Below are 12,481 nucleotides of genomic sequence, written 5' to 3' on the forward strand. Positions count from 1 at the left end.
GAACGAGCGGACAAGCCCGAACGGGCCGAGGTACCACAGGACTTGAGGGCTTCTTGAGGGCATTGAGAGGGATCTGATGGGAATCGAGGAGAAGCTGCCGAGCGGCTTTCTGCTCACGACCGTGGAGACGGCCGCCGGTTGGGTGCGCAAGGCGTCACTCTTCCCGGCCACCTTCGGTCTGGCCTGCTGCGCGATCGAGATGATGACCACCGGCGCCGGACGCTACGACCTGGCCCGGTTCGGCATGGAGGTGTTCCGGGGCTCCCCCCGGCAGGCCGATCTGATGATCGTGGCGGGTCGGGTGAGCCAGAAGATGGCCCCGGTGCTGCGCCAGGTGTACGACCAGATGGCCAACCCGAAGTGGGTCATCTCGATGGGCGTCTGCGCCTCCTCGGGCGGGATGTTCAACAACTACGCGATCGTGCAGGGCGTCGACCACATCGTCCCGGTGGACATCTACCTGCCCGGTTGCCCGCCCCGCCCGGAGATGCTGATGGACGCCATCCTGAAGCTGCACGACAAGATCCAGCACGAGCCGTTGGGCGCGAACCGGATCCGGGCCGAGGAACTGGGCGAGGCGCTCGCCCTCAAGGCCACCCCGGTCAGCGAGATGCGGGGGCTGCTGCGATGAACGAGCAGGTACCCGAGACCCGTCGCGAGCACCCCGTCCGCGAGATCCCGGTCGAGGTGGTCGGCCGCCGGCAGGGCATGTTCGGCGCCCAGGGCAGCGGTGACACCTCCGGCTTCGGCGGCCTGGCCGCGCCGATCGTGCTGCCCGCTCCGAGCGAACGGCCGTACGGCGGCTGGTTCGACGAGGTCGCCGACGAGCTGGAGGGCGCCCTGGAGGAGCAGGGCCTGGACCCGGCCGAGGTGATCGAGAAGACCGTCGTCGACCGCGGCGAGCTCACCTTCCACATCGACCGCGCCCACCTGCTCCGGACCGCCCGCACCCTGCGCGACGACCCGGCGCTGCGCTTCGAACTGTGCCTGGGCGTGAGCGGCGTGCACTACCCCGACGACAAGGGCCGCGAGCTGCACGCGGTCTACCACCTGCGGTCGATCACCCACGGACGGCTGATCCGGGTGGAGGTCACCGCGCCGGACGCCGACCCGCGCATCCCCTCCGTGGTGAGCGTCTACCCGACCAACGACTGGCACGAGCGCGAGGCCTACGACTTCTTCGGCCTGGTCTTCGACGGCCACCCGGCGCTCACCCGGATCATGATGCCGGACGACTGGCTGGGCCACCCGCAGCGCAAGGACTACCCGCTCGGCGGCATCCCCGTCGAGTACAAGGGCGCCCAGATCCCGGCTCCCGACCAGCGGAGGTCGTACAGCTGATGAGTACTCGGCACCACGAAGATGCTCGGCACGACGAAGAGACCCGACCCCACGAGGAGACCGAGCAGGCAGAGGCCCGGGAGACCACCGAGGGCCGGGTCTTCACGGTCACCGGCGGCGACTGGGGCGAGGTGGTCGAGGCGGTCGGCCGGGCCGACGACGAGCGCATCATCGTCAACATGGGCCCCCAGCACCCGTCCACCCACGGCGTGCTGCGGCTGATCCTGGAGATCGACGGCGAGACGGTGAAGGAGGCCCGCTGCGGCATCGGCTACCTCCACACCGGCATCGAGAAGAACATGGAGTTCCGCAACTGGGTCCAGGGCACCACCTTCGTGACCCGGATGGACTACCTGACCCCGCTGTTCAACGAGACCGCGTACTGCCTGGCCGTCGAGAAGCTGCTCGGCATCACCGACGACGTCCCGGACCGGGCCAGCGTGATCCGGGTGCTGATGATGGAGCTCAACCGGATCGCCTCGCACCTGGTCTGCCTGGCCACCGGTGGCATGGAGATCGGCTCCACCACCCTGATGATCTACGGCTTCCGCGACCGCGAGCTGATCCTGGACGTCTTCGAGCTGGTCACCGGCCTGCGCATGAACCACGCGTACGTGCGCCCCGGCGGCCTCGCCCAGGACCTCCCGCCCGGCGCCGTCGACCAGATCCGCGAGTGCGTGAAGACCCTGCGCTCCCGGATGCACGAGTACGACAAACTCGCCACCGGGAACCCGGTGTTCAAGGCCCGCCTGGTCGACGTCGGCTTCCTCGACCTGCCCGGCTGCCTGGCCCTCGGCGCCACCGGCCCGATCCTGCGCGCCACCGGCCTGCCGCACGACCTGCGCAGGACCGACCCGTACTGCGGCTACCAGGACTACGACTTCGAGGTCGCGACCGCGGACAGCGCCGACTCCTACGGCCGCTTCCTGATCCGCCTGGAGGAGATGCGGCAGTCGCTGGGGATCGTCGAGCAGTGCCTGGACCGGCTGCGGCCGGGCCCGGTGATGGTGGCCGACAAGAAGATCGCCTGGCCCGCCCAACTCGCCGTCGGGCCGGACGGGATGGGCAACTCGCTCGACCACATCCGCAAGATCATGGGCACCTCGATGGAGGCCCTGATCCACCACTTCAAGCTGGTCACCGAGGGCTTCCGGGTCCCGGTCGGCCAGGCGTACGCGGCGGTCGAGTCGCCCAAGGGCGAGCTGGGCGTGCACGTGGTCAGCGACGGCGGGACGCGCCCGTACCGGGTCCATTTCCGGGATCCGTCGTTCACCAATCTGCAGACGATGGCAGCGATGTGCGAGGGCGGCCAGGTCGCCGACGTGATCGTCGCGGTGGCCGGGATCGACCCGGTGATGGGAGGCGTGGACCGGTGACAGACGTCCAGTTGGGGATGCCGGCGCTGCCGGCCACACCGTACCCCGAGGAGGTGCACGCCCGGCTGGCCGCCGACGCCGCGGAGCTGATCGGCCGCTACCCGCAGGCCCGGTCGGCGCTGCTGCCGCTGCTGCACCTGGTGCAGGCCGAGGAGGGTTTCGTCAGCCCGACCGGCATCCGGTTCTGCGCCGAGCAGCTGGACCTCACCACCGCCGAGGTCACCGCCGTCGCCACCTTCTACACCATGTACCGGCGGCGCCCGGCCGGGAAGTACCACGTCGGGGTCTGCACCAACACCCTGTGCGCGGTGCTCGGCGGCGACCAGATCTTCGACGAGCTCCAGCAGCACCTCGGCGTGCGCAACAACGAGACCACCGGGGACGGCGAGATCTCGATCGAGCACATCGAGTGCAACGCGGCCTGCGACTACGCCCCGGTGGTGATGGTCAACTGGGAGTTCTTCGACGACCAGACCCCGGAGAGCGCCAAGCGCCTGGTCGACGACCTGCGCGCGGGCCGGGAGGTCCGGCCGACCCGCGGCGCCCGGCTGTGCACCTTCAAGGAGTCCGCCCGGATCCTGGCGGGCTTCCCCGACGAGCGCCCGGGTGCCAACGACGAGTCCGGCGCGGGCGGCGCGCCCTCGCTGGCCGGCCTGCGCCTGGCCAAGGGCGAGGCGCTGCCCGGAACCGGCGGCACCAAGGTCGTCGCGCCCCGCCACGAGGGCACCGGTCACGAGGGCACCGGCCACGAAGGGACGGAAGCGTGATGACCGCCGCCGAGCCGGCCGAGAAGCTGCTCACCCCCGTCCTGTCCGCCTCCTGGGACGACGAACGGCCCTGGACGCTGGCCACCTACCGCCGCCACCACGGCTACGACGGCCTCAAGGCGGCCCTCGCGATGCCGCCGGACGACGTGATCGCCCTGGTGAAGGACGCCGGGCTGCGCGGTCGCGGCGGCGCCGGCTTCCCCACCGGGATGAAGTGGCAGTTCATCCCGCAGAACGACGGCAAGCCGCACTACCTGGTGGTCAACGCGGACGAGTCCGAGCCGGGCACCTGCAAGGACATCCCGCTGCTGTTCGCCAACCCGCACGCGCTGATCGAGGGCATGATCATCGCCTCCTACGCGATCCGCTGCGACCACGCGTTCATCTACCTGCGCGGCGAGGTCGTCCCGGTGCTGCGCCGCCTGCACGCGGCCGTCGCCGAGGCGTACCAGGCCGGGCTGCTCGGCCGGAACATCCTCGGCTCGGGCGTCGACCTCGACATCACCGTGCACGCCGGCGCCGGCGCCTACATCTGCGGCGAGGAGACGGCGCTGCTGGACTCGCTGGAGGGCCGCCGCGGCCAGCCCCGGCTGCGGCCGCCGTTCCCGGCGATCGCCGGCCTGTACGCCTGCCCGACGGTGGTCAACAACGTCGAGTCGATCGCCTCGGTGCCGCCGATCCTGGCCCGCGGCAAGGAGTGGTTCAAGGGCCTGGGCACCGAGAAGTCCCCCGGCTTCACGCTGTACTCGCTCTCCGGCCACGTCACCAACCCCGGCCAGTACGAGGCACCGCTGGGCATCACGCTGCGCCAGCTGCTGGACATGAGCGGCGGCGTCCGCCCCGGGCACCGGCTCAAGTTCTGGACCCCGGGCGGCTCGTCCACCCCGATGTTCACCGACGAGCACCTGGACGTCCCGCTGGACTACGAGGGTGTCGGCGCGGCCGGCTCGATGCTCGGCACCAAGGCGCTGCAGGTCTTCGACGAGACCACCTGCGTGGTGCGGGCGGTCACCCGCTGGACCGAGTTCTACGCCCACGAGTCCTGCGGCAAGTGCACCCCCTGCCGCGAGGGCACCTACTGGCTGGTCCAGCTGCTCAAGCGGATCGAGGCGGGCGCGGGCGTCGAGGGGGACCTGGAGAAGCTCCTCGACATCGCCGACAACATCAACGGCAAGTCCTTCTGCGCACTGGGCGACGGCGCCGCGAGCCCGATCGTCTCCTCCCTCCAGCACTTCCGGGCCGAGTACGAGCAGCACCTGGCCGAGCGCCGCTGCCCGTTCGACCCGGCCGCCTCCACCGTCTGGGCCGACGGCCCCCGCCCCGGCCACCAGTCCGCCACCGAAAGGGAGGTGCACGCGTGACGATCACAGAGCCATCCACCTCCACGGGCGACAAGGCCGCGGTCGAGCTGGTCACGCTCACCATCGACGGCGTCGAAGTGCAGGTCCCCAAGGGGACGTTGGTGATCCGGGCCGCCGAACGGATCGGCACCCAGATCCCGCGCTTCTGCGACCACCCGCTGCTCGACCCGGCCGGCGCCTGCCGGCAGTGCATCGTCGAGATCGAGGGCCAGCGCAAGCCCGTCGCCTCCTGCACCATCCCGGTCGCCGAGGGCATGGTGGTGCGCACCCAGGTGAGTTCACCGGTGGCCGAGAAGGCGCAGCGCGGCGTGATGGAGCTGCTGCTGATCAACCACCCGCTGGACTGCCCGGTCTGCGACAAGGGCGGCGAGTGCCCGCTGCAGAACCAGGCGATGTCCACCGGTGACGCCGACACCCGCTTCGAGGGGATGAAGCGCACCTACGAGAAGCCGATCCCGCTCAGCACCCAGGTGCTGCTGGACCGGGAGCGCTGCGTGCTGTGCGCGCGCTGCACCCGCTTCTCGCAGCAGATCGCCGGGGACCCGTTCATCGACCTGCTGGAACGCGGCGCGCTCCAGCAGGTCGGCACCGGGGACGACGAGCCGCTCGACTCGTACTTCTCCGGGAACACCATCCAGATCTGCCCGGTGGGCGCCCTGACGTCGGCGGCCTACCGCTTCCGCTCGCGCCCGTTCGACCTGGTCTCCTCGCCGAGCGTGTGCGAGCACTGCTCCGCGGGCTGCGCCCAGCGCACCGACCACCGGCGCGGCAAGGTGCTGCGCCGGCTGGCGGGCGAGGACCCGGCGGTCAACGAGGAGTGGAACTGCGACAAGGGCCGGTTCGCGTTCCGCTACGCCCAGCAGCGGGACCGGATCGCCACCCCGCTGGTGCGGGTGGACGGCGAGCTGGTGCCCGCCTCCTGGCCGGAGGCGCTGGCTCGGGCCGCCGAGGGACTGCGCGGAGCCCGCGCCGGGGTGCTGACCGGCGGCCGGGTCACCGTCGAGGACGCCTACGCGTACGGGAAGTTCGCGCGGGTGGTGCTCGGCACCAACGACGTGGACTTCCGGGCCCGCCCGCACAGCGGCGAGGAGGCGGACTTCCTGGCCGCCGCCGTCGCCGGGCGCGGGGTGGACGTGGACGGCGAGGGCCTGACCTACGAGCGGCTGGAGCAGGCGCCGGCGGTGCTGCTGGCGGGCTTCGAGCCGGAGGAGGAGTCGCCGATCGTCTTCCTGCGGCTGCGCAAGGCGAACCGCGACCGGGGCCTGAAGGTGTACTCGGTGGCGGCGTTCGCCTCCCGGGGCCTGGCCAAGCTGCGCGGCGCGCTGCTGCCGGCCGCCCCGGGCACGGAGGCGGAGTGGTTCGCCGCGCTGGCCGCCGACGAGCCGCTGAACGACGAGGCCGGGCGGGCCGCCGAGCTGCTGCGCGGCCCGGGCGCGGTGATCCTGGTGGGCGAGCGGCTGGCCGCCGCCCCGGGCGCGCTGACGGCGGTGCTGCGCCTGGCGCACGCGACCGGCGCCCGGCTGGCGTGGGTGCCGCGCCGGGCGGGTGAGCGCGGTGCGGTCGAGGCGGGCCTGCTGCCGGGGCTGCTGCCCGGCGGCCGTCCGGTGGCGGCTCCGGCCGCCCGGTCGGAGGCCGCCGGGGTGTGGGGGGTGGCGGAGCTGCCGTCCCGGCCGGGCCGGGACACCGAGCAGATCCTGACGGCCGCGGCGCACGGCGAGCTGGACGCGCTGCTGGTCGGCGGCGTCGACCCGGACGACCTGCCGGATCCGGCGCTGGCCGACGCGGCGCTGGCGGCGGTGCCCTTCGTGGTGTCGCTGGAGCTGCGGCCCTCCGCGGTGACGGCGCGCGCGGACGTGGTGCTGCCGGTGGCGGCGGTGGCGGAGAAGGCCGGCGCCTTCCTGGACTGGGAGGGCCGGCTGCGGATGTTCGAGGCGGCGCTCAAGCCCGACCAGCAGATGGGCCGCCATCTGTACCCGGACCTGCGGGTGCTGACCATGCTGGCGGAGGCGCTGGGCCACCGGCTGGGTCTGCCGGACGTCCGGGCGGCCCGGCTGGAGCTGGACCACTTCACCCCGTGGGCGGGTGACCGGTCCGCGGACCCGGCCGCGCACCCCGGCGTGCTGCCCCGCCCGGCCACCGGCCAGGCGGTGCTGGCGGGTTGGCGCCAGCTGCTGGACAACGGCACCTTGCAGCAGGGCGATCCGCACCTGGCGGGCACCCGGCACCGGGCGGTGGCCCGGGTCTCGCCGGCCACCGCGAAGGAGATCGGCGCCGAGGAGGGCGGGGCGCTGCGGCTGACCGGCCCGGCCGGCTCGCTGACCCTGCCGCTGGAGGTCACCGAATCGATCCCGGACCGCACGGTCTGGATCCCGCTCAACTCCACGCCGGGCGGCGCCCACCGCGCGCTCGGAACCACCGTCGGCCATCTGGTCACGATCGCCGTGGCCGCCCCCGAGCCGGCCGCGAGGGCCGAGGCCGCGGCGGGCGACGCGGGCAGTGAAGGGGAGGAGCGATGACTCCGCAGCCGTACGAGACGCTCCACTTCTTCGGGCAGGACCCGTGGTGGATGGTGCTGCTGAAGGCGGTGTTCTGCTTCGGCTTCCTGGTCCTGACGGTGCTGATCGCGATCGTCTGGGAGCGCAAGGTGGTGGCCTGGATGCAGCTGCGCATCGGGCCGAACCGGCACGGGCCGTGGGGGATGCTGCAGTCCCTGGCGGACGGCGTGAAGCTGGCGCTCAAGGAAGACCTGGTGGTCAAGGGCGCGGACAAGGTGGTCTACATCCTGGCCCCGATCGTCTGCGCCGTCCCGGCGTTCATGGCCTTCGCAGTGATCCCGTTCGGGCCGGCCGGCAACGAGGTGTCGATCTTCGGCACCCGGACGGCGATGCAGCTGACCGACTTCCCGGTGGCGCTGCTGTACATCCTGGCGACGGCCTCGATCGGCATCTACGGCATCGTGCTGGCCGGCTGGTCGTCCGGTTCGACGTACCCGCTGCTGGGCGGGCTGCGCTCGGCCGCGCAGATGGTCAGCTACGAGATCGCGATGGGCCTGTCCTTCGCGGCGGTGTTCATCTACTCGGGGTCGATGTCGACCTCGGAGATCGTGGCGCACCAGCAGCCGACCTGGTTCGCGGCGCTGCTGCCGGTGTCGTTCATCGTGTACATCATCGCGATGGTGGGTGAGACCAACCGGGCGCCGTTCGACCTCCCGGAGGCCGAGGGCGAGCTGGTCGGCGGCTTCAACACCGAGTACTCCTCGCTGAAGTTCGCGATGTTCATGCTGGCCGAGTACGTCAACATGGTGACCGTCTCGGCGGTCGCCTCCACCCTGTTCCTGGGCGGCTGGCGGGCCCCGTGGCCGGTGTCGACCTTCTGGGAGGGCGCCAACCACGGCTGGTGGCCGATGCTGTGGATCACGCTGAAGATCCAGCTGCTGCTGTTCTTCTTCATCTGGCTGCGCGGCACGCTGCCCCGGTTCCGCTACGACCAGTTCATGAAGCTGGGCTGGAAGGTGCTGATCCCGGTCTCGCTGGTGTGGCTGGTGCTGATCGCGAGCGTGCGGGCGCTGCGCAACGAGGGCTACGGCTTCGGCGAGGTGGTGCTGTACGTCGGCGCGCCGGTCGGGGCGATCCTGCTGCTCGCCCTGCTGTGGGACTTCCTGAAGAAGGAACCCGAGCCCGAACCAGCCCTGCCGAAACGGGAGTTCGACCCGATGGCGGGCGGCTACCCGGTGCCCCCGCTGCCCGGACAGGAGCTCCCGCCGGTGCCGCGCCGGCGCAGCCGGGCCCCGAAGCAACTCCAGGACGCCCTCAACGGGGCCGACCATACCGAAGGGAGCTGAACCGAGATGTCGTCCGACCAGACGGAGCGGGCCGAGCGGCCCGACAAGCCGTCGATCCTCGGCCCGGCCGCCGGCTTCGGCGTGACCTTCAAGGCCATGTTCAAGAAGCGGCTCACCGAGCAGTACCCGGAGCAGAAGAAGCCCACCGCTCCGCGCTTCCACGGCCGCCACCAGCTGAACCGGCACCCGGACGGCCTGGAGAAGTGCATCGGCTGCGAGCTGTGCGCGTGGGCCTGTCCGGCCGACGCCATCTACGTGGAGGGCGCGGACAACCGGGAGGAGGAGCGCTACTCGCCGGGCGAGCGCTACGGCGCGGTCTACCAGATCAACTACGCCCGCTGCATCCTGTGCGGGCTGTGCATCGAGGCCTGCCCGACCCGCGCGCTCACCATGACCAACGAGTACGAGCTGGCCGACTCCTCGCGCCGGGACCTGATCTTCACCAAGGACCAGCTGCTGGTCGGCCTGTCCGAGGGCATGGTGGACTCCCCGCACTCGATCTTCCCGGGCGCCGACGAGGGCGCGTACTACCGGGGCGAGATCACCGCGGCGGCGCCCGGGACGGTCCAGCAGGAGCGCACCGACCGGGAGCGGGAGGTCCAGCAGTGACCTCCCTCAACCTGGCCGCGACCGGGACGACCTCCGTCGGGGAGGCCGTCCAGTTCTGGGTGCTCGCGGTGCTCGCGGTCGGCGGCGCGCTCGGCATGGTGCTGATGCGCAAGGCCGTGCACAGCGCGCTGTGCCTGGCGGCCACGATGATGGCGCTGGCGGTCTGTTACATGGCGCAGGGCGCGGTGTTCCTGGGCGTGGTGCAGATCGTCGTCTACACCGGCGCGATCATGATGCTGTTCCTGTTCGTGGTGATGCTGGTCGGCGTCACCAGCGAGGACTCCCTGAAGGAGCAGCTGAAGGGCCAGCGGTTCGCCGCGGTGCTGTGCGGGCTGGGCTTCGGCGTGCTGCTGATCGCCGGGATCGCCAACGCGCGGCTGGACCACTTCACCGGCCTGTCCGAGGCGAACGCCGAGGGCAACGTGCCGGGCCTGGCCCGGCTGATCTTCACCCGGTACGTGTGGGCGTTCGAGGTCACCGGCGCGCTGCTGATCACCGCGGCGATCGGCGCGATGGTGCTGACCCACCGCGAGCACGTGAAGGCGCCGAAGACGCAGCGCGAGCTGGCCGCCCAGCGGGTCGTGGACAACCTCCAGCTGCCGCCGCTGCCGGCGCCGGGCGTGTACGCGCGGCACAACGCGGTGGACGTTCCGGCGCTGTTGCCGGACGGCACGATCGCCGAGGACTCGGTGATGGCGACGCTGCGCGAGCGCGGCCAGGTCCGGGACGTCAGCCAGGAGATGCTGCGGCGGATGGCCGAGCTGGAGAACACCACGGCGGACTGGCTGGGCCGGCCGTCGTCCGAGCGGCCGGCGGTCTCCGGACCGCGCAAGTCGCTGGAGCCGGTGCCGGCTTCGGTGCCGGCTTCGGTGAACGGCAAGGACGGCAACGGCGGTCCGAACGGCCTGAACGGCAAGGGCGGCCCGAACGGCCGCGCCGACGAGGAGGGAGCGGAGTGAACCCGGTCAACTACCTGTACCTCGCGGCCCTGTTGTTCACCATCGGCGCGGCCGGAGTGCTGATCCGGCGCAACGCGATCGTGCTGTTCATGTGCGTGGAGCTGATGCTGAACGCCTCGAACCTCGCCCTGGTGACCTTCTCCCGGCTGCACGGCACCCTGGACGGCCAGATCATCGCGTTCTTCACGATGGTGGTCGCGGCGGCCGAGGTCGTGGTCGGCCTCGCCATCATCGTCTCCATCTTCCGGACCAGGCACTCCGCTTCGGTCGACGACAGCAATCTGATGAAGCTGTAGGCGGAGGGCCTCGGTGAACTCTCTCATTCCGCTGCTGGTGGCGGCCCCGCTGGCCGGCGCCGCCCTGCTCCTGCTCGGCGGCCGCGCGCTGGACCGCTTCGGCCACTGGCTGGCCACCGCCCTCGCGGCGCTCTCGTTCGGCTTCGGCCTGGCGCTGTTCCGGGACATGCTGGGCCGCGAGGCCGAGCACCGGGCCGTCACCGAGCACCTGTTCAGCTGGATCCCGGTGAACGGGTTCCAGGCCGACATGTCGTTCCGGCTCGACCAGTTGTCGATGACCTTCGTCCTGCTGATCACCGGCGTCGGCACGCTGATCCACCTGTACTCGGTGGGCTACATGGCGCACGACGAGCGCCGGCGCCGCTTCTTCGCGTACCTGAACCTGTTCCTGGCCGCCATGCTGCTGCTGGTGGTCGCCGACAACTACCTTCTGCTGTACTTCGGTTGGGAGGGCGTGGGCCTCGCCTCGTACCTGCTGATCGGCTTCTGGCAGCACAAGCCGAGCGCGGCGACGGCGGCGAAGAAGGCGTTCATCGTCAACCGGGTCGGCGACCTGGGCCTGTCGATCGCGATCATGCTGATGTTCACCGAGTTCGGCTCCTTCGCCTTCCAACCGGTCTTCGGCGGGGCGGCGCAGGCGAGCGAGGGCAAGCTGACGGCGATCGGCCTGATGCTGCTGCTGGCGGCCTGCGGCAAGTCGGCGCAGGTGCCGCTGCAGTCCTGGCTGGGCGACGCGATGGAGGGCCCGACCCCGGTGTCGGCGCTGATCCACGCGGCCACCATGGTGACCGCCGGCGTCTACCTGATCACCCGCTCGTCGGCGATCTTCGACCTGGCGCCGGACGCGCAGACCGCCGTGGTGGTGGTCGGCGCGGTCACGCTGCTGTTCGGTGCGATCGTCGGTTGCGCGAAGGACGACATCAAGAAGGCGCTGGCCGGGTCGACGATGTCGCAGATCGGCTACATGGTGCTGGCGGCCGGGCTCGGCCCGATCGGCTACGCCTTCGCGATCATGCACCTGGTGACGCACGGCTTCTTCAAGGCCGGGCTGTTCCTCGGTGCCGGGTCGGTCATGCACGGCATGAACGACGAGGTGGACATGCGTCACTACGGCGGCCTGCGCAAGTTCATGCCGGTCACCTTCGTCACCTTCGGCCTCGGCTACCTGGCGATCATCGGCTTCCCCGGCCTGTCCGGCTTCTTCTCCAAGGACAAGATCATCGAGGCGGCCTTCGCCAAGGGCGGCACCGAGGGCTGGATCCTCGGCCTGTGCGCGCTGACCGGCGCCGCCGTCACCGCGTTCTACATGACCCGGGTGATGCTGCTGACCTTCTTCGGCGAGAAGCGCTGGCAGCCGGACGCGGAGGGCAACGCCCCGCACCCGCACGAATCCCCGAAGACCATGACCATCCCGATGGTCCTGCTGGCCTTCGGCTCGGTCTTCGCGGGCGGGCTGTTCGCCTTCAACGACTCGTTCCTGACCTGGCTGGAGCCGGTCACCGGACACTCCGAGGGCGACTCGCCGCTCGCCCCGCTGGTGGTCACCGTGCTCACCACGGCCTGCATGCTGGCCGGCGTCCTCGTCTCGTACCTGATGTACGGGCGCTCCGCCGTCCCCGTGGTGCCGCCGGTCGGCTCCCCGCTCACCCGGGCCGCCCGCCGCGACCTGCTCCAGGACGACTTCAACCACGCCGTCCTGGTCCGCCCGGGCTCGGCGCTCACCGCGACGCTGGTCTACTTCGACAGCCGCGGCCTGGACGGCTTCGTCAACGGCCTGGCCGCCACCATCGGAGGCGTGTCCAGTCGGCTGCGGCGGGTCCAGAACGGCTTCGTCCGCTCGTACGCGCTCTCCATGTTCGGCGGCACGCTGGTGCTGGTCGCCACGACTCTCCTGATGAGGTCCGTCTGATGACTCGCGCAGATTCCACGCG

The 12,481-nt window shown here is 71.2% G+C and carries 11 protein-coding genes; all 11 read left to right on the plus strand.

All coding sequences use genetic code 11. From position 1 onward, the window contains the following. Positions 1-76 precede the first annotated feature (76 nt). Genes ACIQVZ_RS19100 through nuoL form a run of 11 tightly spaced genes read left to right on the plus strand, consistent with a single transcriptional unit; the run spans position 77 to position 12,459 of the window. Positions 77-631, plus strand: a complete 555-nt coding sequence (locus ACIQVZ_RS19100; RefSeq protein ID WP_063348147.1) for an NADH-quinone oxidoreductase subunit B family protein — start codon at positions 77-79, stop codon at positions 629-631. After that, positions 628-1,341: an NADH-quinone oxidoreductase subunit C gene (locus tag ACIQVZ_RS19105; protein ID WP_402451326.1), complete on the plus strand. Its 714-nt coding sequence runs from the start codon at positions 628-630 to the stop codon at positions 1,339-1,341. The genes ACIQVZ_RS19100 and ACIQVZ_RS19105 overlap by 4 nt, the downstream gene beginning before the upstream one ends. Next, complete coding sequence (locus ACIQVZ_RS19110; protein WP_402451328.1) at positions 1,341-2,717, plus strand: NADH-quinone oxidoreductase subunit D; 1,377 nt, start codon at positions 1,341-1,343, stop codon at positions 2,715-2,717. The genes ACIQVZ_RS19105 and ACIQVZ_RS19110 overlap by 1 nt, the downstream gene beginning before the upstream one ends. Further along, positions 2,714-3,484, plus strand: coding sequence for an NADH-quinone oxidoreductase subunit NuoE (gene nuoE, locus ACIQVZ_RS19115; RefSeq protein WP_350877605.1), 771 nt, complete (start codon positions 2,714-2,716; stop codon positions 3,482-3,484). The genes ACIQVZ_RS19110 and nuoE overlap by 4 nt, the downstream gene beginning before the upstream one ends. Further along, positions 3,484-4,845 carry an NADH-quinone oxidoreductase subunit NuoF gene (gene nuoF, locus ACIQVZ_RS19120; RefSeq protein WP_350877606.1) on the plus strand — a complete coding sequence of 454 codons (1,362 nt, stop codon included), beginning with the start codon at positions 3,484-3,486 and terminating at the stop codon, positions 4,843-4,845. The genes nuoE and nuoF overlap by 1 nt, the downstream gene beginning before the upstream one ends. Beyond that, complete coding sequence (locus ACIQVZ_RS19125; protein WP_402451331.1) at positions 4,842-7,361, plus strand: NADH-quinone oxidoreductase subunit G; 2,520 nt, start codon at positions 4,842-4,844, stop codon at positions 7,359-7,361. The genes nuoF and ACIQVZ_RS19125 overlap by 4 nt, the downstream gene beginning before the upstream one ends. Further along, a complete protein-coding gene (gene nuoH / locus ACIQVZ_RS19130) occupies positions 7,358-8,686 on the plus strand; it encodes an NADH-quinone oxidoreductase subunit NuoH (protein WP_402451333.1) in 1,329 nt (442 codons plus the stop codon). The genes ACIQVZ_RS19125 and nuoH overlap by 4 nt, the downstream gene beginning before the upstream one ends. Before the next feature lie 6 nt (positions 8,687-8,692). Next, entirely contained in the window at positions 8,693-9,295 is a 603-nt protein-coding gene (gene nuoI, locus ACIQVZ_RS19135) for an NADH-quinone oxidoreductase subunit NuoI (RefSeq protein ID WP_350877610.1), read from the plus strand. Then, positions 9,292-10,254 carry an NADH-quinone oxidoreductase subunit J gene (locus tag ACIQVZ_RS19140; protein ID WP_402451335.1) on the plus strand — a complete coding sequence of 321 codons (963 nt, stop codon included), beginning with the start codon at positions 9,292-9,294 and terminating at the stop codon, positions 10,252-10,254. Before nuoI ends, ACIQVZ_RS19140 begins: the two co-directional genes overlap by 4 nt. Continuing rightward, positions 10,251-10,550: an NADH-quinone oxidoreductase subunit NuoK gene (gene nuoK / locus ACIQVZ_RS19145; protein WP_030060110.1), complete on the plus strand. Its 300-nt coding sequence runs from the start codon at positions 10,251-10,253 to the stop codon at positions 10,548-10,550. The genes ACIQVZ_RS19140 and nuoK overlap by 4 nt, the downstream gene beginning before the upstream one ends. A gap of 13 nt (positions 10,551-10,563) precedes the next feature. Continuing rightward, positions 10,564-12,459 carry an NADH-quinone oxidoreductase subunit L gene (gene nuoL, locus ACIQVZ_RS19150; protein ID WP_402451338.1) on the plus strand — a complete coding sequence of 632 codons (1,896 nt, stop codon included), beginning with the start codon at positions 10,564-10,566 and terminating at the stop codon, positions 12,457-12,459. Positions 12,460-12,481 lie beyond the last annotated feature (22 nt).

The sequence above is a fragment of the Kitasatospora sp. NPDC098663 genome (assembly GCF_044760075.1).
In the GTDB taxonomy this organism is placed as follows: domain Bacteria; phylum Actinomycetota; class Actinomycetes; order Streptomycetales; family Streptomycetaceae; genus Kitasatospora.